At 70.6% G+C, this 20574-nt stretch carries 15 protein-coding genes; 3 read left to right on the top strand and 12 right to left on the bottom strand.

The genetic code is table 11. The features are described from left to right. Positions 1-100 precede the first annotated feature (100 nt). From ACIRJT_RS22180 to rplU, 10 genes are all read right to left on the bottom strand, one after another. Entirely contained in the window at positions 101-1384 is a 1284-nt protein-coding gene (locus ACIRJT_RS22180) for a glutamate-5-semialdehyde dehydrogenase (protein ID WP_403911635.1), read from the bottom strand. 150 nt (positions 1385-1534) lie between these two features. Next, the gene (locus tag ACIRJT_RS22175; RefSeq protein WP_403911633.1) at positions 1535-2023 is read right to left on the bottom strand and encodes a hypothetical protein; all 489 of its coding nucleotides are present in this window, start codon (positions 2021-2023) and stop codon (positions 1535-1537) included. 128 nt (positions 2024-2151) lie between these two features. Next, positions 2152-3306: a glutamate 5-kinase gene (gene proB / locus ACIRJT_RS22170; protein ID WP_403911631.1), complete on the bottom strand. Its 1155-nt coding sequence runs from the start codon at positions 3304-3306 to the stop codon at positions 2152-2154. A gap of 173 nt (positions 3307-3479) precedes the next feature. Next, entirely contained in the window at positions 3480-6248 is a 2769-nt protein-coding gene (locus tag ACIRJT_RS22165; RefSeq protein WP_403911629.1) for a CDP-glycerol glycerophosphotransferase family protein, read from the bottom strand. A gap of 195 nt (positions 6249-6443) precedes the next feature. Continuing rightward, positions 6444-7682, bottom strand: a complete 1239-nt coding sequence (locus ACIRJT_RS22160; protein WP_403911627.1) for a glycosyltransferase family 2 protein — start codon at positions 7680-7682, stop codon at positions 6444-6446. A 215-nt stretch (positions 7683-7897) separates the two neighbouring features. Next, positions 7898-10090 (bottom strand): hypothetical protein, encoded by a 2193-nt coding sequence (locus ACIRJT_RS22155; protein WP_403911625.1) that lies wholly within the window; start codon positions 10088-10090, stop codon positions 7898-7900. Between the two features lie 135 nt (positions 10091-10225). Continuing rightward, positions 10226-11725: an SDR family NAD(P)-dependent oxidoreductase gene (locus tag ACIRJT_RS22150; RefSeq protein ID WP_403911623.1), complete on the bottom strand. Its 1500-nt coding sequence runs from the start codon at positions 11723-11725 to the stop codon at positions 10226-10228. 357 nt (positions 11726-12082) lie between these two features. Next, positions 12083-13519 (bottom strand): GTPase ObgE, encoded by a 1437-nt coding sequence (gene obgE, locus ACIRJT_RS22145; RefSeq protein WP_007449691.1) that lies wholly within the window; start codon positions 13517-13519, stop codon positions 12083-12085. A 145-nt stretch (positions 13520-13664) separates the two neighbouring features. Next, positions 13665-13922: a 50S ribosomal protein L27 gene (rpmA, locus tag ACIRJT_RS22140; protein WP_026291105.1), complete on the bottom strand. Its 258-nt coding sequence runs from the start codon at positions 13920-13922 to the stop codon at positions 13665-13667. 14 nt (positions 13923-13936) lie between these two features. Beyond that, positions 13937-14257, bottom strand: coding sequence for a 50S ribosomal protein L21 (rplU, locus tag ACIRJT_RS22135; RefSeq protein WP_003969204.1), 321 nt, complete (start codon positions 14255-14257; stop codon positions 13937-13939). A 301-nt stretch (positions 14258-14558) separates the two neighbouring features. On the opposite strand from rplU, the gene ACIRJT_RS22130 reads away from it, so the two are divergent. The 3 genes from ACIRJT_RS22130 (at position 14559) to wecB (ending at position 17599) form a co-directional block, all read left to right on the top strand. After that, positions 14559-15161: an acyltransferase gene (locus ACIRJT_RS22130; protein WP_403911621.1), complete on the top strand. Its 603-nt coding sequence runs from the start codon at positions 14559-14561 to the stop codon at positions 15159-15161. A 124-nt stretch (positions 15162-15285) separates the two neighbouring features. Beyond that, entirely contained in the window at positions 15286-16449 is a 1164-nt protein-coding gene (locus ACIRJT_RS22125; protein WP_403911619.1) for an acyltransferase family protein, read from the top strand. Positions 16450-16504: 55 nt separating this feature from the next. Beyond that, positions 16505-17599 (top strand): non-hydrolyzing UDP-N-acetylglucosamine 2-epimerase, encoded by a 1095-nt coding sequence (gene wecB / locus ACIRJT_RS22120; RefSeq protein ID WP_403911617.1) that lies wholly within the window; start codon positions 16505-16507, stop codon positions 17597-17599. 99 nt (positions 17600-17698) lie between these two features. Here the strand turns inward: wecB and ACIRJT_RS22115 are convergent, their stop codons facing one another. Both ACIRJT_RS22115 and ACIRJT_RS22110 read right to left on the bottom strand, forming a co-directional pair. Next, positions 17699-19255, bottom strand: coding sequence for a glycosyltransferase family 4 protein (locus ACIRJT_RS22115; RefSeq protein ID WP_403911615.1), 1557 nt, complete (start codon positions 19253-19255; stop codon positions 17699-17701). 28 nt (positions 19256-19283) lie between these two features. Beyond that, positions 19284-20570, bottom strand: a complete 1287-nt coding sequence (locus ACIRJT_RS22110) for a nucleotide sugar dehydrogenase (protein ID WP_403911613.1) — start codon at positions 20568-20570, stop codon at positions 19284-19286. Between the last annotated feature and the right edge of the window lie 4 nt (positions 20571-20574).

Raw genomic sequence — 20574 nt, 5'->3', positions numbered from 1 at the left:
TTTGGGCAGGGACCCCGCGAACTCCCCCGGATCGGCACGGGGAACACGCGGTCGGCCCCTCCTGGTGGAAGGGGCCGACCGGTAGGGCCGGGAAGGAGGTCTAGCGGGTGTGCCCGTCCCCCGTGACGATGTACTTCGTCGAGGTCAGCTCGGGCAGGCCCATCGGACCGCGGGCGTGCAGCTTCTGCGTGGAGATGCCGATCTCGGCGCCGAAGCCGAACTGTCCGCCGTCCGTGAAGCGGGTGGAGGCGTTCACGGCGACCGTGGTCGAATCGACCAACTGGGTGAACCGGCGGGCGGCGGCCTGCGAAGTGGTGACGATCGCCTCGGTGTGTCCGGAGGACCAGAGCCGGATGTGGGCGACCGCCGCGTCCAGGGAGTCGACGACCGCCGCCGCGATGTCGTACGAAAGGTATTCGGTCTCCCAGTCCTCGGCCGTCGCCGCGACCACGGTGGCCCTGGATCCCTCGGCGCGGGCGAGGACGTGCTCGTCGCCGTGGACGGTGACTCCGGCCTCGGCCAGCGCGTCCAGGGCGAGCGGCAGGAAGGCGTCCGCCACGTCCTTGTGGACGAGCAGGGTCTCGGCCGCGTTGCAGACGCTGGGACGCTGGGCCTTGGAGTTGATCAGGATGTCGACGGCCATGGCCAGGTCCGTCTGCGCGTCGACGTAGACGTGGCAGTTGCCGGTGCCCGTCTCGATGACGGGCACGGTGGACTCCTCGACGACCGTGCGGATCAGCGAGGCGCCGCCGCGCGGGATGAGGACGTCGACCAGGCCGCGGGCCCGCATCAGTTCGCGCACGGAGTCACGGCTCTCGCCCGGGACGAGCTGCACCGCGTCGGCCGGCAGGCCGGAGCCGCCGACCGCGTCGCGCAGGACCCGCACGAGGGCGGTGTTGGAGGCGTAGGCGGAGGAGGAGCCGCGCAGCAGGACCGCGTTGCCGGACTTCAGGCAGAGCGCGGCCGCGTCGACGGTGACGTTGGGCCGGGCCTCGTAGATGATGCCGACCACGCCGAGCGGGACCCGCACCTGCCGGAGGTCGATGCCGTTGGGCAGGGTCGAGCCGCGCACCACCTCACCGACCGGGTCGGGCAGCGCGGCGACGTCCCGTACGTCGGCGGCGATGGCGCGGATGCGTTCCGGGGTGAGGGTGAGGCGGTCGATGATGCCTTCGCTCGTCCCGGCCTCGCGGGCGCGCTCGACGTCCTTCGCGTTGGCCTCGACGATCTCGCTCGTGCGCACTTCGAGGGCGTCGGCGATGGCCAGCAGCGCGTCGTCCTTGGCCGCGCGCGGAAGTGGCGCGATGTCTGCGGCGGCGGCACGGGCCCGGTAAGCGGTCTGCGCGACCGGGGAGAGGTTGTCGTAGGGCGAGAGCGTGGTCATGCCCGCAGAGTAATGCGCACTCTGCGGGCATCCGTCACGTATCCCGTGATGCGAGACGGTCGAACCGGGAGACGGACGCGTCCCGGTCCGCCCACGGAGCACACCGGGGCCGGTCCGGATCGCCCCGCTTCGCCCATGGATCGCCCTAGGTCAGTAGGGATGCACGCCCACGGGGGCCGCGGGCGGCGGTCCGTAGCCCTCGGCGATCCGCAGGTGGTAGGTCTCGCGGTCGATGACTTCGAGGCCGACGATCTCCCAGGGCGGGAGCTGGGCGCTGGAGCGGTGCTCGCCCCACAGCCGCAGCGCTACCGCGGCCGCGTCGTGCAGGTCGCGGGCCTCTTCCCAGTAGCGGATCTCCGCGTGATCGCTCGCGTAGCGGCTGGTCAGCAGGAAGGGATGGTCGTGCGCGAGCTGTTCCAGGCCGCGTCTGACCTCCCCCAGCGGAGTCTCGGCGCCCGACACGCTGAGCGTGATGTGCCAGAGCTTGGACTGCGAGGACTCCTCCTTCGCCGTCGTGACCGGCTCCCGTTCGACGGCGTCCGTCGGGAGCGGCCGGTCGAAATCCGCCCCCGCTCCGACACTCGTCAGGGCGCGGTTGGCCGTGCCTCGGGGCGGCGCCCCCGGGCGCACTCGTCTCACCGGCGGCCTCCTGTGATGTGTTGCTGTGCGGTACCCCTGTTTCCCCACTACAAAGTGGACCAGTCCACAGCCGGGCGTGGGGTGGTTTTGGGGAAGGTCCCCGCTGGATGGCGGGACTTTCAGCCGTTTCAGGGAGTGAGGCGCGGCGCGAGGAGGACCAGATCGTCCCTGTGTACGACCTCGCGTTCGTAGGCGGGCCCCAGTTCGCGGGCGAGGTCCCGGGTGGAGCGGCCGAGTAGCTGGGGGATCTCCTTCGCGTCGAAGTTGACGAGCCCGCGGGCGACCGGGGTGCCGTGCGGGTCGCGCAGTTCGACCGGGTCGCCGGCGCTGAACTCGCCCTCGACGGCGGAGATTCCGGCGGGCAGCAGGGAGGTGCGCCGCTCCACCACGGCCCGTACGGCACCGTCGTCGAGGGTGAGCGCGCCCTGCGGGGTGGAGGCGTGGGCCAGCCACAGGAGCCGGTCGGCGGAGCGGCGTCCGGTGGGGTGGAAGTACGTGCCGGTGTCGCGGCCCGCGAGCGCGTCGGCGGCCCGGCTGGCGGAGGTGAGGACGACGGGAATGCCGGCGGCGGTGGCGATGCGGGCGGCCTCGACCTTGGTGACCATGCCGCCGGTGCCCACGCCCGCCTTCCCGGCGCTGCCGATGGTGACGCCCGCCAGGTCCTCGGGGCCGGTGACCTCGGCGATCCGGGAGGCGCCGGGGGTGCCGGGCGGTCCGTCGTGGAGGCCGTCCACGTCGGAGAGCAGGACGAGCAGGTCGGCGTGGACGAGGTGGGCGACGAGCGCGGCGAGCCGGTCGTTGTCGCCGAAGCGGATCTCGTCGGTGGCGACGGTGTCGTTCTCGTTGACGACGGGGACGGCGCCCATCTCCAGGAGCTTGTCCAGGGTGCTGTAGGCGTTGCGGTAGTGGCCGCGGCGGCTGGTGTCGTCGGCGGTGAGGAGCACTTGTCCGACGCGGACGCCGTAGCGTGCGAACGAGGCGGTGTAGCGGGCCACGAGGAGTCCCTGGCCGACGCTGGCGGCGGCCTGCTGGCGGGCCAGGTCCTTGGGCCTGCGCACGAGGCCGAGGGGGGCGAGTCCGGCGGCGATGGCTCCGCTGGAGACGAGGACGACCTCGCGTTCGCCGCCGTCCCTGACCTTGGCCAGGACGTCGACGAGGGCGTCGACCCGGTCGGCGTCGAGGCCGCCGGACGCCGTGGTGAGCGAGGAGGAGCCGACCTTGACGACGACCCTGCGGGCGCCGGTCACCGCCGGCTCGCGGCCCGACGGCCTCTGCTCTGCCACGTGCTTCCCCGCTCTGGATCGCCCCGGTGTCCGATGCGGGGCCTTCCTGCCGCCCCGGCACAGCACAGTACGCGAGCGGCCGCCCCCGCCGCCTGCCCGTTCCGCTCGGTGGACGGCCGAAGGGCGGCCGGTGAGCGGGGCGCGGGCGGGCGGCGGGGGCGGCCGCGGCGGGCTCAGCCCTGCTGCTCGTCCTTGACGGCGAGCATCCGGTCCACGACCCGGGCGGCGGCGCGGCCGTCGGAGGGCTCGCAGAAGTCGACCCGGAACTGGGCGTACTTCTCCTTGTACTCCTCGCTCACCTCGTCGATGTTCCGGATCGCGGAGACCAGGTCCTCGGAGGTCTTGATCAGCGGCCCGGGGGCGCGGGAGGTGAAGTCGAAGTAGAAGCCGCGCAGGGTGTCGCGGTAGTGCTCCAGGTCGTACGTGAAGAAGAGCATCGGCCGCCCGGAGTGCGCGAAGTCGAACAGCACCGAGGAGTAGTCCGTGATCAGCACGTCGGCGATCAGGTAGAGGTCGGCGATGTCCGGGTAGTACGTGACGTCGTAGACGAAGCCCTGTCCGGCGCCGGGGATGGAGTCGAGGACCTTGTGGTGCTTGCGGTAGAGCAGCACGTGGTCCTCGCCGAGCTCGCGCTTCGCGGCCTCGACGTCGATCTGGTTGTCCAGCTTGAAGCGGCGGCCGCCGTAGCGCTGGTCGTCGCGCCAGGTGGGGGCGTACAGGACGACCTTCTTGCCCGCGGGGATGCCGAGCTTCTCCCGTACGGCCGCGGCGCGCTTGACGCGGTCGGGGGCGTGGAAGACGTCGTTGCGCGGGTAGCCCGCTTCCAGGACCTCGCACTGGAGGCGGAAGGAGTTGGTCATGATCGGGGTGGTGAAGGAGTTCGGCGTGATGAACAGGCTGTACTGGCGCGAGCGCTGCGGGAGGCTCGCGATGTAGGCCAGGTTCGCCTTGGGGGTGCCGAGCAGGTCGGCGCCGATGCGCTTGAGCGGGGTGCCGTGCCAGGTCTGGACGACGACCTGGCCCTCGCGGCGGACGAACCACTCGCGGATGCCGCCGTTGGTGACGACGTACCGGCTGCGGGCCAGTGCCTCGTACCACTCCTTGCTGCCCCACTCGACGCCGCGGACACCGGGCGGCAGGACGACCTGCTGGTCGTGGACCATCGCGATGTGCTCGACCTCGGTGCCGCGGCGCTTGAGCTCCTCGTAGACCGCGCGGGGCGAGTCGGAGAACTGCTTGCCGCCGAAGCTGTTGTAGAGCACGGCCTCGCGCAGCGGCAGCTTGCGCTGCTCGGGGGTGTAGACGTCGCGCATCAGCCGCTGGCGGTAGGCGCCGCGCAGCTCCGGGTCGAGGACCGGCCCGGACTCCACGAAGATCCGGTCGAAGTCGAGCCGCTCGACGGTGTACGTGCGGTGCTCGCCCCGGTGGGCCAGCGGCAGCGTGTCCACGAGGTCGGGGCGGATCGTGACGGGGAGATCGCGGGTGTGGTCCCACTCGGTGCGCAGGCGCAGGCGGGGCATCCAGCGGCCGGCGCGCAGCGGCACGGTGCCCTCGTAGGTGGGCATGGTGTCCGGGCGCAGCCGGGCGGTGAAGCGGCCCTCGGCGAACTCGACGGGCAGCGGGCGGTCCTCGTTGCGGCCGGTGTGGCGCAGGACCATCTTCATCTGCTCGGCGGGACCGGTGTAGACGCCGGAGAGGACCAGCTCGCCCCCGGCGGCCCACTCGACGCTGTCGACGACGGGCTGGACCGTGCGGAGCTGCGGGGTGAAGTTCCCCGCGCCGTCGGTGAGGATCGCGAGCTCGCGTCCTTCGGGCAGCGGGTGGACTCCGGTGACGGGCTGCGCGCCGCCCGTGGCACGGCGGGTGGTGCCGTCGGCGAAGACGATCAGCGCGCGGTACTTGACGGCCTTGCCGGGGCGTACGCCGTTGACGGGGAGGTCCGCGAGGTCGAGGCGGGCGGTGTGGCGGAGCCAGCCGTCGGTGCCGGTCTCGCCCTGCTGGAGCGGGAGGTCGGTGGCGAAACCGCTGGGCTCGTGGTCGATGCGCAGGGCGGTGGGGTACTTGCCCGCGGGGGTGGTGACGCGGGAGCGCAGGGTGACGGTGAGGGTCTCGCCGTCGGCTTCCTGGGCGATGATCTCGGCGGGGACGACGTCCACGGAGAGCTTGAGCCGGTTGCGGTCGAAGCCGGCGACGAGGCGGACGCCGTCGTCCAGGACCCGGGTGTAGCTGTGGCCGGACGCGCCCGAGTTGTTCTTGGTGATGCTGCCCACGGACATGCCGCCGGGGCGCGGGATGCCGATGCCCAGGCGCCAGGTGCCGGGCTGCCACTGACCGCGTACGCGCAGCCTGGACGGGTCGATGCCGATCTCGAAACCGGACCAGTCGTAGTGGTGCAGGGCGCCCTTGGCCTCGGCGGTGGCGCGGGGTTCCAGGACGGTGCGCATCCGCAGCGGGAGGGTGGAGCGGCTGCCCTGGCGGCGCAGCACGGCGACGCGCAGCGAGCGCTTGCCGGTGGCCGAGGAGACGTTGGGGATGTAGGCGTAACCCTTGACGAGGAGTTTGCCGTCCTCCCAGCCGAGGTCCAGGAGTTTGCCGCGTACGGGGAGTTCGCTGCGGTTGAAGTTGCGCACCGAGGAGGGGAGCGAGGAGCTCTCGACGCCGGGCAGCTCGATGCGGGCGCGCCGCAGGCCGCGGACGGAGAAGGCGCCCGGGTTCTCGCGCTCGTAGTGCAGCAGGTCCACCAGCTCGTCACCGCGGCCGTTGGCCGCCAGGTGCCACTTGACCCGGGCCATCGGGGAGAACTGCCGCACGACCTTGGGGGCGGCCCGGGCCAGGAAGTCCTTGGCCGCTCGATGGAATGCGGGGCGCTCCTCGACCGGAGTCTCCGGGAAGTACTTCATGAGCCGGCTGAGCTCGTCGGGGATCGCTTCGAGGGACGCCACGGGTGGAGGGCCTTTCCGGGGGGACGTGCAGATGATGAACCCCAGGAGGACGGGGCGTTAATGAGACGTCTCCAACGGTCTCATGGTTGCCCCACAGTATGACGTGACACCTCTCACAGGACGAACCCGCCCCGGTAGCCGCCGGGGTGGGCAGAGGGAGGTCCGGGTCTTCTCCGGCCCCCCTCCGGGCGTCGGTCAGACGCGGTGGGCGCGGGGGGTGCGCAGGGCGCTGAGCACCGTCCGGCGGGCCTTGCGGACGACGCGCCTGGCGAGGGAGAGACGGGGCTTGGCGTGCGGCGCCTCGATCCGCCGTCCGCCGATCCATTCGGTGACGGTCACCTCGAAGGCCCGGTCGGGGAGCACGGAGCTCTCACCGAAGTGCGGGTAGGCGAGGTGGAGACGGGGCGGGTTCCCCCGGCGGACGGGTTCGGGCTCCTTCTTGTCGCGCAGGAAGGCCGCGATGTCCAGGAGCAGGTCGAGCCGGCCCTCGGCGAGGCACATCAGCCGCAGCCGTTCGTTCACCTTGAGGTTGCGGCCGAGCTCCGGCGTCCAGTACGTCCTCATCAGGGGTGCGGCGAGCGCCATCTTCCGCTCGCGGACCTCGCCCTTCTGCTTCACCAGTCCGGGGCCGAACTGGGGCAGCAGCGTGATGACGAAGGGCCGCACCATCAGGACGTCGCGCCGGGGGCCGGGGGGCACGTGTTCGGCGATGAGCCCCATGAGGGCGCGGGCCGAGTCGAAGCGGCGCTTGTAGCCGCCCTTCTTGGTCATCTGGTTGCGGTCCTCACGGCCCACCAGGTAGTAGCAGGTGTAGTCGGCGACGACGGAGATCCCGTTGCCGCGGATGTACGCCTCCATCGTGAACAGGGCGTCCTCGCCCGTCTTGAGCGTCTCGTCGAAGGCCATGCCGAGTCGTACGAGGAGGTCGCGCCGGAACAACTTCTGCGCGCTCAACGTGAATTTGACGTTGGACGCATACAGGTCGGCGCGCTCGACGGTCTCTTTCCACATCGATTTCGCGGCACCGCGATTGACGCCGACGATCTTCCCGAGCACCACGTCCGTGCCCGCCCGGTCGCCCATGGCGACCATGCGCTCCAGGGCTTCCTCGCCGAAATAGTCGTCCGCGTCGAGAAAGAAGACGTACCGGCCGCGGGCGAGACCGAGCCCCCGATTGCGCGGGCCGCTGGGTCCGCCGGAATTCTCCTGCCGGACGACTTTCATGGGAATCGCGGTCCGGGCGGCGAACTCCTCCAGGCAGGCGCCGGTGCCGTCGGTGGAGCCGTCGTCGATCGCGACGATCTCCATGCGGTCCGCGCCGATGGTCTGTGCCTCGACGGACTCCAGGCACCGGACCAGGTAGGGCATCGCGTCATAAGCTCCGATGATCACACTGACATCGGGCTCGTCGTTCTTCCTGGGCATGTCGGCCATGTGCACCTGTCGATTTGATCACGAAAGAAGGCAGATTGCCCGACTCTGCACCTTTTGTGCATTCGCATGCCGAACGACCCGTACATCCCTCCCCCAGGAGAGACGTACGGGTCGTGATCGGGGTTGCCTGCTTTTCAGTCAGTTCGATCGGATGTACGGCGCTCGCCAGTACGTAGCCCGCTCGGCTGTACGTGACCCTCTCGGCTGCGCGTCGCTCAGCGCACGGACGAGGACCCCTCGGCGAGGGCGGTGTCCGCCTCCGCGTCCACCTCCGGCGCGTCCGGGTCCGCCGTGGCGTCGGCCTCGGCCACCGCCTGCGGATCGCCGGTGCCGACGCCGCTGGTGGCGGCCTCCTCGTCCGGCACCGACACGGCCTGGTCGCCGAGCCGCTGGGCGACGCCCAGGTTGCGGGCCTCGGCCTTGGCGGCGAGCGCCCGTACGGCCGCGTTGAACTGCTCCATGGAGGTCGGCTCGTCCGGCCCCAGGAGATAGGTCTTCAGCTCGCCGCGGGCGTCCGCCAGCGTGTCCGCCGCCGGGTCGGCCACCGCGGCCAGCAGCGCGTCGAGCTCCTCCGCGCCGTTGGACAGGATGACCGCGGCGCGCACCGCGGTGTTCTGCCGCTTGAACTCCTCGGCCCCGAGCGACGCGGAGTCGGTGACCGCGTACGGCTTGCCGCTCGCGATGAAGTCGGAGACCACGCTGGAGATGTCCGAAACCATGGCGTCGGACTCGTTGAAGCAGTCGTACAGCTTGGGCTGCGCGCCGGTCACCGTACGGTGCTCCCACCAGCCGAAGGAGCGCCAGTAGGCGTCGTTCCACTCGGCCCGCAGCCGGGCGGTCTCCGCCTCGCGGTCGGGGTCGGCGAGCGAGAGCCGCGACTCCTCCGCGTCGTCGCCGCCCGAGCGGCCGGTGGCCGCCAGCTGCGCGAGCCGCGCCTCGATCCGGGCCAGCTCGGCCTTGGCTGCGCTCTGCCCGGCGGCGGCCGACGATGCCTCCTTCGCCCAGCGGGGCTCGGCGGCGCGCTCGGTCGCGGCCTGCTCCAGCATCGCCCGGATCCGGACGTTGACGGCCTTGGCCCTGCCGCTGCGGATGCCCGTGAAGGGGTGCGGTTTGTAGATGATCCGGACCGGCTCGGCGGCGTTCAGCAGTCGGCGCACGATGTTCTCGCCCGCCAGCAGCAGGGAGGTGTTGCCCGGGTTGTCGTCCCAGCCCTCCCAGGTGGGCGCGTACAGCACGGTCGGGACGGGGTTCTTGACGGCGCCCGTCCAACTCCTGATGGGCTCCAGCTGCGGACGCCCGACCTCGACGATGTCCTGGTCGAGGACGCCCACGTCGGCCAGTGCGTAACGGTCGCGGCCGGCCCGCCCCGCGGTCCAGACCTCGTCGTAGACCTTGGAGTACGGGTTGACGCTGGCGAGCTTGTCGCTGTCGCCGTGACCGATGAAGACGTGCTTCATCGTCGGGACCCGCAGGATGTGGATGTTCTTGCCGACGTTGGCGGGATACAGGCAGACCCGGACGGTCGAGAGGTCCAGGTTCATCAGGTGGGTGCCCGCCGGGACGCAGATGACCGGGACGGAGGTCTCGGCCAGCTGCGGGACCAGGCCGCGCTCCCGCATGATGATCAGCGGTCGGCCCTCGATCCGGGCCATCGTCTCCAGCCACATGTTGCCCTGGTAGGCGGACTCGTTGGAGCCGGAGAAGTAGAGCACCACGGTCGGCTGGTAATCGCGCAGCCAGCCGTCGACGGCCTTGAGCACGGCGGGGGCAGGAGGCGCCAGCCGGCCGCGGCGCACATACGGGACGAGCATCCCGAGGTAGAGCAGGGCCAGCAGCAGCGTCAGGCCGATGCCCGCGTAGCCGATGGCGTCCTCACCGGTGCCGGCGGCGATCAGGATGCCCAGCACGGCCGGAATGTCGAGGTGCAGCATCTTCTCGGCGGAGCGTCGCAGCAGCGCGCCGGGCGGGGCGTCGGGGATACGGACCGCGTGCAGATCCACGTTGCGGGTGACGACCGGCATGGTGCGGCGGAGCCGGATCAGGGTCGTCAGGGCGCCGTGCGGCGCCTGGAGCCCGTAGAAGAGCAGGAAGCAGGCCACCGCCGAGTAGAACAGCGGCGATTCGGCGAGATCCAGACGGGCCAGCAGCAGGATGACCATCAACTGCCGCAGCAGGAAGCGGATCGACAACCCGGCGCGCACCTTGCCCAGCCGGTTGACCAGATAACTCCCCTTCTGGTGCAGATACCAGTCGGCGGCATACGTGACAGCGGTGGCCGCCGCGAAGAACCAGATGTGGGGAATGAGCGCGGCGAGCATGACGCAGGGATATCCCAGCCCCATCAACAACGCTGCCGCCAGTTCCGACCTGCTGCCCACACGGGCCAGGCGAATGGCTGTCGAGATCACGAAGAACCTGCTCCAGGGGGTGCCGGTTGATTCACGTATTGGCGGAAATGTGAAGGTGAGGCTTCACGCATTCGGGCCTCTGCCATCGCACTAAGCGACAACAGAGGCCCGGAAAAACACATTTGTCAAGAATTATTACACATCTGCTTGACGGTCCAGCACGGAGGCCAGGGCCTGCTCGAAGCCGGAGGACTCGGCGGCTCCCGCCGTCGGGTCCTGCTGCCGTACGTCGATGACGTGACCGGTCAGGGCGGAGAGCAGGACGTCCAGCGAGGTGCGGGCCACGGCCTCCGAGGAGAGCAGCGAGCCCTCCGGCTCCTGGCCGAACGCCTTGGTGCGCATCGGGGTCGCGGTGCGCTCCGGGTTCACGCAGTTGACCCGGATGCCCTCGCCCGCCCACTCGTCGGCGAGCGCCTGGGTGAGGTTGACCATGGCGGCCTTGGTGGAGGAGTAGAGGCTGTACTCGGCACGGCCCCGGGTGTAGCTGCTGGAGGTGTAGAGCAGCAACTGGCCCTGGGTCTCGGCGAGGTACTTGTACGAGGCGCGGGCGATCTGGACGGGCGCCAGGTAGTTGACGCTCAAGGCTTCCTGGATCGTCGTGTTGTCGGTCTCGGCCAGCTTGCCGATCCGCAGCACGCCCGCGGTGTTGATGACGTAGTCGATACGCCCGGTCTCGCCGTACGCCTTGGAGAGCGCGTCGTCGATGTGCTCCGGGTTCTCCACGTGCGTGCCGGTGGTGGAGCGGCCCAGCGCGTAGACCTTCGCGCCGTAGTTCTCCGCCAGGGAGGCGATGTCGGCACCGATGCCGTACGAACCGCCGAAGACCACGAGGGTCTTGCCCGTGAGGAGCTCCCGGTAGGCGGCCTCGTCGGCCTGGCGCGGGGCGGCGGTGGAGGCCAGCTGGAAGAGCTTGTCGGTGATGAAGACGTCGACCGGCTGGGTCACCTTCATGTTGTACTCGTCGCCCGCGACCACGTAGATCGGCACGTCGGGGAGGTACTTGAGGACCACCGAACAGTCGTCGGTGGCCTGGAAGTTGGGGTCGCCCGCCGCGACCTCGTACGCCCTGCGGACCGTGGAGAGCTTGAAGGCCTGCGGCGTCTGGCCGCGGCGCAGCCGGGAGCGGTCGGGCACCTCGGTGATGAACTCGCCGTCCTCACCGTGCGTGCGGGTCACGATGATCGTGTCCGCTGACGGGATGGCGACGTCGACGGCCTGGTAGCGGTCCAGCGCGTCGACGCAGTCCGTGATCACGCGCTGTGACAACAGGGGGCGCACCGCGTCATGGAAGAGGACGTTGCGGTCCTCGCCCTCGGCGAGGCCCTCGCCGAGGGCCTCGATGGCACGCTCGGTGGTCTCGTTGCGGGTGCTGCCGCCTTCGATGATCCGGGTGACCTTGGTCAGTCCGGCCTTCGCGACGATCTTCTCGACGTCGGGCACGAAACCGGGCGCCATCAGCACGATGACGTCGTCGATGCCCTCGGCGTTCTCGAAGATGGTCAGCGTGTGCTCGATGACAGCCTTGCCGGCGATCTTCAGCAACTGCTTGGGGATCGACAGGCCCACGCGCTGGCCGGTCCCACCGGCGAGCACGACCGCTGTGGTCCGGGGCTTGGCTTCGTGCGGCACAGACACAGACGACCTACCTTGCTATGACGGGGGAACAGTGTGATGGTCGCACTCTCCGTGACCGTCTCGCAAGGTGGACGTCGTCCGCCGATCGTCCTGCGGATACCCGCAGTTCACCCTCTGGCCAGGGAGGTTGGGCGCTTCGGGGCGGTCGCGCGGGGTGACCGACTCCACAGATGTGTTGCTCAATCCGCACATCCGCGGCACGTGCACCCGGCGTGACCGGCGAAAACCGCAGGCGCCCGGCCCCGAGGCTACCGGACGGCCCGTCTCCGGAGAGACGGGCCGTCGGCCACGACCAGGGGCTCCCCCACGGGCGCCCTCCCGGGGAGCACTTTCGGGGAGCCCTTTCGGGACGCCTCTTTAGAAGGGGTCGAACTCGTCGTATTCCTTCTCCGCGTCGTCGCGCTCGGAGTCGCGGTCCCGGCGGCGCTGCGCGGCGGGGCGCGGCTCCTCCAGGCGGTGGTCCTCGCCGCGGCGGCCGAGCATCTCGGCGCCGGCGGTCACGGTCGGCTCCCAGTCGAAGACGACCGCGTTCTCCTCGGGGCCGATCGCGACGCCGTCGCCGGCCCGGGCGCCCGCCTTCATCAGGGCGGCCTCGACGCCGAGGCGGTTGAGCCGGTCGGCGAGGTAGCCGACGGCCTCGTCGTTGTTGAAGTCGGTCTGGCGCACCCAGCGCTCGGGCTTCTCGCCGCGCACCCGGTAGAGGTCCTCGCCCTCCGCGGTGACCGTGAAGCCCGCGTCGTCGACGGCCTTGGGGCGGATGACGATGCGGGTCGCCTCCTCCTTCGGCTTGGTGGCGCGCGCCTCGGCGATGATCCCGGCGAGCGCGAACGAGAGCTCCTTGAGACCCTTGTGCGCGATCGCGGAGACCTCGAAGACGCGGTAGCCGCGGGCCTCCAGGTCGGGGCGGATCATGTCGGCGAGGTCCTGGCCGTCCGGGATGTCGACCTTGTTGAGGGCGACGATGCGGGGCCGGTTCTCCAGGCCGCCGTAGAGTCGCAGCTCCTCCTCGATCATGTCGAGGTCGGAGACGGGGTCGCGGTCGGACTCCAGGGTCGCGGTGTCCAGGACGTGCACGAGCACCGAGCAGCGCTCGACGTGCCGCAGGAACTCCAGGCCGAGGCCCTTGCCCTGGCTGGCGCCGGGGATGAGCCCGGGGACGTCCGCGATGGTGTAGACGGTCGAGCCGGCGGTGACGACGCCGAGGTTCGGCACGAGGGTGGTGAACGGGTAGTCCGCGATCTTCGGCTTGGCCGCGGAGAGCACCGAGATCAGCGAGGACTTGCCCGCGCTCGGGTAGCCCACGAGGGCCACGTCGGCGACGGTCTTGAGCTCCAGGACGATGTCCCGGCTCTCCCCCGGCTCGCCGAGCAGCGCGAAGCCCGGGGCCTTGCGGCGGGCCGAGGCCAGCGCCGCGTTGCCGAGGCCGCCGCGGCCGCCCTGACCGGCCACGAAGGTGGTGCCCTGGCCGACGAGGTCGGCGAGCACGTTCCCGGCCTTGTCGAGCACCACGGTGCCGTCGGGGACCGGCAGGACCATGTCCTGGCCGTCCTTGCCGGAGCGGTTGTCGCCGGCGCCGGGCTGGCCGTTGGTGGCCTTGCGGTGGGGGCTGTGGTGGTAGTCCAGCAGCGTGGTCACGGACTGCTCGACGACGAGGATCACATCGCCGCCGCGTCCGCCGTTGCCCCCGTCGGGGCCTCCCAGCGGCTTGAACTTCTCACGGTGGACGGAGGCGCAGCCGTGGCCTCCGTTACCCGCGGCGGCATGCAGCTCGACGCGGTCCACGAAGGTGGTCATGGTTGGTGCCTCCAGGTACAGCAGGAAAATACGGAATTGTCTCTGTCGTAACACGCCGAGGGCGGACCCGCTTCCCCGTTCGCCGGGAAAGCTGAGATCCGCCCTCGGAAGGTGCTGTGTGTCGTTCTGCGCGCGCTGAGAAGGATCAGACGGCGAGCGGAACGATGTTCACGACCTTGCGGCCACGGTGCGTACCGAACTCCACCGCACCGGCGGCCAGCGCGAACAGCGTGTCGTCGCCGCCACGGCCGACGCCCGTGCCCGGGTGGAAGTGGGTGCCGCGCTGGCGGACCAGGATCTCACCGGCGTTGACGGCCTGACCGCCGAAGCGCTTCACGCCGAGCCGCTGAGCATTGGAATCGCGCCCGTTCCGAGTGGAAGATGCGCCCTTCTTGTGTGCCATGTGTTCTCAGTCCCTTACTTCGCAGCCGCGGGGATACCGGTGACCTTGATCGCCGTGTACTGCTGGCGGTGACCCTGGCGACGGCGGTAGCCGGTCTTGTTCTTGTAGCGAAGGATGTCGATCTTCGCGCCCTTGTGGTGGTCCACGATCTCGGCCGTGACCTTGATGCCGTCCAGCACCCACGGGTCGCTGGTGACCGCGTCACCGTCGACAACGAGCAGGGTCGAGAGCTCGACCGTGTCGCCAACCTTGGCAGTGGAAATCTTGTCAACCTCAACGATGTCGCCGACAGCTACCTTGTGCTGGCGACCACCGCTGCGCACGATGGCGTACACGCGGATCTCTCTCTCGCTCGGAACGGATCCCCTGATGCCAGCCGCTCGCACGGGCCGGGGCCCGGGACGATCCGGAAGGATGAGCGGCCTCTCCTGGCGGACGGCGCGAACACCGACCGTTACCGGGAGGGATGTGCTCAGGGGTAGGCGTATTAAGGAAACACACCGAGGGTCAAGGTTACGGGGCGGGGGTGTGGGGGTCAAACCGGGGCGCGGGGCCGGGGCCGGGCCTCCGGCCGGGGAGGCCGCGCACCGCCCGCCTTATGCTTTCGGGGCTCACCAGCTCTCCGAAAGGCATGCCGTGAACTACAGGGTCCAGCCCACCGCCCAGGTCGACGAGACCGCCGAGATCGGGGCGGGCAGCAGCGTCTGGGAGCTGGCGCAGATCCGTGAGGGAGCGAAGCTCGGGGAGGGCTGCGTCGTCGGGCGGGGCGCCTACGTCGGCACGGGTGTGCGCATCGGCAACAACGTCAAGCTCCAGAACTACGCCCTCGTGTACGAGCCCGCCGAGCTCGGCGACGGCGTCTTCGTCGGCCCGGCGGTGGTCCTCACCAACGACCACAACCCGCGCTCGGTCGACCCGGACGGCAAGCAGAAGCGCGGCGGTGACTGGGAGGCCGTGGGCGTCAAGGTCGCCGAGGGCGCCTCGCTGGGCGCGCGCTCGGTCTGTGTCGCGCCGGTGCGGATCGGCCGGTGGTCCATGGTCGCGGCGGGTGCCGTGGTGACCAAGGACGTCCCGGACTTCGCTCTGGTCGTCGGCGTGCCGGCCCGGCGGATCGGCTGGGTCGGCCGCAGCGGTGTCCGCCTGGTCGCACGCGAGGGCGAGCCGGGGGTGTGGGAGTGCCCGCAGAGCGGGGCGGCGTACGAGGAGAAGGACGGGGCTCTCGAAGAAGTGCGGGTCTGAGCCGGGCACCGCCCGCTTCCCTCGCGGAGGGCAGCCGACGTGTGCCCCCGCGGGTCCGCGGGCCGGAGCGGGCGGCCTCACCGAGGGCCCTCGGCACTTCCACCCCTAGAAGAAAGCGACGCTCATGGCGAGGGACCTCAAGCCGGAGGCCACAGGCCGTGCCCGGCTGGATTCGCTGACCGGACTACGTTTCTGGGCAGCCCTGGCCGTGGTGCTCTATCACCTCTCCCGGCAGGCCGGGGAGCTGCCCAGCATCAGCGATCTCGCCTGGTACGGACGGAGCGGGGTGACCTTCTTCTTCATCCTGTCGGGGTTCGTACTGGCCTGGACGTACGACGGCAAGACCGTGCCCGCGGGCGTCTTCCTCTGGCGCAGGTTCGCCCGGATCTGGCCGCTGCTGGCGGTGTCGACCGTGGCTTCCGTCGCCGTGTGGCGGGCGCTGGGCACCGACGTGTCCCTGCGCGGGGTCGCGGCCACACTGGCCCTGGTGAACTCCTGGGTTCCCGAGCGCTCCTATCTGGTGGGAGGGAACCCGGCGGCCTGGTCCCTCAGCGACGAGGCGTGGTTCTACCTGCTCTTCCCGGTGCTGCTGACGCTCCCCCTGATGCGGAGCCCACGTGGCCGTGCGGTGATCGCCGTCGCCGTGTGCGCCGGCTCGGTGGGCGTCTGGCTGAGCGGGGCCCTGTTCACCGACTCGCTGGTGCGGCTGTGGGCGCTCGACTACTTCCCGCCGACCCGGACGCTCCAGTTCGCCCTCGGCGTGGCCGCCGGGCTGGCCGTCAAGCGCGGTTGGCGTCCCCCGTGCGGGCTCGGCGCGGCCGTCGCGTTGGTCATCGCCTGGCACCTGGTGCTGATCCCCTGGTCCGACGCGGTGCCCGACAGCGTCTGGTACAGCCCGTACAGCGCCTCCCACCTGTTGTCCGCGCCGTTCTTCGCCCTCCTGGTCGCGGCGGCGGCGACGGCCGACGTCGAGCGGCGGCGGACTCCGTTCGCCGGGCCCGGCATGGTGAGGCTCGGGCAGTGGTCGTTCGCCTGGTACCTGTTCCACGAGATCGTGCTCAGAGCTCTGGTGGGAGCGTTCGGCACCCCGGTGGGAGGACCCGAGATCGTCGGCATCTGGGTCGCGACCCTCGTACTGAGCCTGGCCCTGGCCGCCTTTGCTTACCATTGCCTGGAACATCCACTCGAACGTCTGCTCCGCAGCCGGGGTCCTGGCGGGTCGGCCCGCCGCCCGCGCGCGGAGCAATCCGTGAGTGCAGGTCCCGGACAGGTCCCGCCGCGTTCGTGAACGCAGCGGCGTTGCCCGTACCTCCACGTCGAACAACCGAGAAGAAGAGCGTGCAATGAAAGTCATCAGCATCGTAGGTGCCCGCCCCCAGTTGGTGAAGCTGGCTCCTGTCGCGGCGGCGTTCGCTCAGACGGATCACCAACACGTCATCGTCCACACCGGACAGCACTACGACGCGGACCTCTCGGATGTCTTCTTCTCCGGCCTCGGCATCCCGGATCCGGATGTGCACCTCGGCGTCGGCTCCGGAAGCCACGGGGTGCAGACCGGGTCGGTGCTCTCCGCCCTGGACCCGGTGCTGGAAGCCGAACAGCCCGACTGGGTCCTGGTGTACGGCGACACCAACTCCACGATCGCCGGGGCCCTTTCGGCGGTCAAGCAGCACCTTCCCGTCGCGCACCTCGAAGCCGGCCTCCGGTCGTTCAACCGCCGGATGCCCGAGGAGCACAACCGGGTGCTGACGGACCACTGCGCCGACCTGCTGCTGGCGCCGACCGAGGAGGCCATGCGCCACCTCGCCGCCGAGGGCCTCGCGGAGCGGTCGGCGCTGGCCGGCGACGTGATGGTCGACATCTGTCTGCGGATCCGGGACGCCGTCCTCGCGGGCGAGCACCCGGCTCCGGCGCTGCCCGAGGGCATCGACCCCGCCGAGCCGTTCCTGCTCGCGACCCTGCACCGCCCGGACAACACGGACGATCCCGAGCGGCTGTCCGCCATCATCGGGGCGCTGGCCTCGCTGCCGGTGCCGGTGGCACTCCTGGCTCACCCCCGGCTCACGGCCCGCGCCACGCAGCACGGCATCGACTTGTCGCAGGGCTCGGTCCACGTGGGCCGACCGCTGCCGTACGCCGGGCTCGTCGCGGCCGTTCTCGCCTCGTCCGGTGTGGTGACGGACTCCGGCGGGCTCCAGAAGGAGGCGTTCCTGCTGGATCGCGTCTGCACGACCATCCGGCCGGAGACCGAGTGGGTCGAGACCCTTGAGGACGGTTGGAACCACCTCGTCCCCGACCCGCACACGATGGCTCCGGCCGAGTGGAGCGCCCTCGCCACCCGCCCCGTCCCCGAGGCCCCGCGCGGCGCCCCGTACGGCGACGGCACGGCCGCCCAGCGCGTCGTCCAGCTCATGGAGCAGGCCACCCGCCGCGGCTGACCCGAGAACCGGCGAAGGGCTCACCCGCACCTGCGGGTGAGCCCTTCGCCGTCCCGGCCGGCTGTGGTTCCGGCCGGCCGGGACCACAGCCGGCCGTGATCAGGCGAGATCCTTCAGCAGCCGCTCGTACAGGACCACGTACTTCTCCGCCTGCGCTTCCCAGCTCCACTCGTCGAGCATGCCGGGCCGGTCGTACGCGGCGGTGTAGCGGTCCCGGTCGTTGAGGATCATGCCGACCGCGCGCGCGAGGTCCTTGCTGTCCTCGGAACGGAAGACCTCGCCGTTGCCGACGCGGGTGACCTCGTCCGACATCGCCTTGACGTCGCTCACCACCACGGGCAGCCGCGCCTGCATGAACTCGAAGAACTTCGTGCTCAGCGCGACCTCGTGATTGACGGGTCCCTTGCGCAGCGGGTGGATGCCGACGTCCGCGGTGGACAGGAACCGCACCAGCACGTCGTACGGAACGTACGGCATGAGGTGGATCCGGTCCGTGACCCCGAGCTCGGCGGCGAGCGCGCGGAGGGAGTTCACGTAGTCGCCGTCGAGATTGTTGATCATGAACGCGGCGTGCACGTCGGGCGCGTACTGCAGCGATTCCACGATGGTGTGCAGGCACCGCTGGGGCGCGGCCCCTCCGCAGTAGACCACCAGGGGCACGTCCGGACCCAGCCCGCACGCCTCACGAACGTCCCGTGCGCCTTCGGTCGTGGTCCACGCCTCTTCGCCGCCCACCTCGTCCGGCACCAGCTTGGGCGGTGCGTTGAGGGTCACCACCGGACGCTCGGCGAGGCCGTGCGCGGTCTCCAGCATCTCCGCCAGGGCGGGAGAGACCGTCACGATCGCGTCCGCGAATCCGATGTGCTCGCGCTCGTAGGCGACCTGTGAGGCCAGCCACTTCCGCGAGCGCTTGGCCTGGGCGAGGCCCGGTACGAACTCGTGGGCGTCGTAGACGACCTTGACGTCCCGGCCCGACTGGCGGGCGCGGACCGCCGCACGGGCGCCGACACCGATCATGCGGAAGTCGTGCGCGTGGATCAGATCGGGCTGAAGCTCCTCGATCTTTTCCCGGTAGCTGAGCTCGTAGCGGAGCGGCAGCGGGTCGAGCCGTCGCCAGGCCCGGTCCCCCATGGCGGTGCTCCAGAAGCGGCGCTCCACCTCTTCCCAGGCACCGTCCTGGTCGCCCCAGTTACCGGCGCGCGCCTTCGTCTGCTGGGCCCGCACCTTGATCGTGGTGCGCCGCAGCTTCCCGGCCGTCCGCTGGGCGAGTATCGGCAGCTGCTTGGTCCTGGGCTCCCGGGAGATGCCGGTGCGCGCGTCGGCCGCGGCCTTGGTCATCTCCAGTTCGGCCCAGATGACCTTGATGCTCCGGGTCTTGAGCATCGCCTTGTCCTGGTTCTGGTAGGCCAGGGGGTAGCGGAGTCGGGACAGGCGCCGCCTGAGCGTCTTGCGCGGCGGCAGTCGCCTCAGCGCCAGCCGGTGGATCCAGGCGTCGCCGAGCTGGTAGCTGTCGGGGCCGGACGAGGGAGCCCGACCGATGAGGTGGACCTCCCAGCCCGCTTCCGCCATGGCCCGCGCGCTCTTCTGAACGCGCGAGTCACCGTCGATGGTGTTGTCGACGAGCATCACGACTCGTCCGGGGCGTCCTTGTGGCATGTCTTCCATCTTCTCTGCGGGTGGGTGTTCAGCCACCGATGACCACGCGGCGTACGCCCGCCCAGTTCGCGGGGTCCGTGGTGCGGCGGCCGTCGACCAGCACGCGGACGTCCGGGAGGTCGGCGGCGGACAGCTCGCGGTATTCGGCGTGGTCGGCCTGGAGGATCGCGGCGGTGACGGCCTGGTGGGCATCGTGCGGGACGAGGCCGAGGGCGGTCAGCTCCTCGGGCGTGTACATCGGGTCCGAGACGAACGGCACCGCGCCACGCGCCTTGAGGGCCTCGACGACGCCGAAGACGCCGGAGAACGCGGTCTCCTTGACGCCGCCGCGGTAGGCCGCGCCCAGCACCAGGACCCCGACGCCCTCCAGGTCGCCGTAGGCGGCGGCCAGCAGGTCGACGGCGTACGCGGGCATCGCGGCGTTGGCCTCGCGGGCCGAGCGCACGACCGTGGCCTCCGGGTCGTTCCACAGGTACATCCGCGGGTAGATCGGGATGCAGTGGCCGCCGACGGCGATGCCGGGCTGGTGGATGTGGCTGTAGGGCTGGCTGTTGCAGGCCTCGATGACCTTCTTGACGTCGATGTCGTTCCGGTCGGCGAACCGGGCGAACTGGTTGGCCAGGCCGATGTTGACGTCGCGGTAGGTGGTCTCGGCGAGCTTCGCCAGCTCGGAGGCCTCCGCCGTGCCGAGGTCCCAGACGCCGTTGGGGCGGGGCAGGTCCTCGCGCTCGTCGAAGTCGAGGACGGCCTCGTAGAAGGCGACGCCGCGCTCCGCGGACGCCTCGTCGATGCCGCCGACGAGCTTGGGGTAGCGGCGCAGGTCGGCGAAGACCCGGCCGGTGAGCACCCGCTCCGGGGAGAAGACCAGGTGGAAGTCCTCGCCGGGGGTCAGGCCCGAGCCCTCGGCCAGCATCGGCGCCCAGCGGGTACGGGTCGTGCCGACCGGCAGCGTGGTCTCGTAGCTGACCAGGGTGCCCGGCTTCAGGCCCGCCGCGATGGCCTTGGTGGCGGAGTCCATCCAGCCGAAGTCGGGGGTGCCCTCGGCGTCCACGAAGAGCGGGACGACGACCACGACGGCGTCGGACGCGGCGACCGCGGCCGTGGTGTCCGTCGTGGCGGAGAGCAGGCCGGCGCCCACGGTCTCCTTGAGCAGACGGTCGAGGTCGTGCTCACCGGGGAACGGCTCGGTGGCCGCGTTGACGAGTTCGACGACCTTCTCGTTGACGTCCGCGCCGATGACCTTGTGGCCCTTGGCGGCGAACTGCACGGCGAGCGGAAGTCCGATCTTGCCGAGCGCGACTACACAGATATTCATCGGG

It is taken from the genome of Streptomyces sp. NPDC102283, assembly GCF_044766265.1.
Lineage (GTDB): Bacteria > Actinomycetota > Actinomycetes > Streptomycetales > Streptomycetaceae > Streptomyces.
Note: the sequence above shows the minus strand (reverse complement) of the source record. Positions and strands in the feature narration are given on the sequence as shown.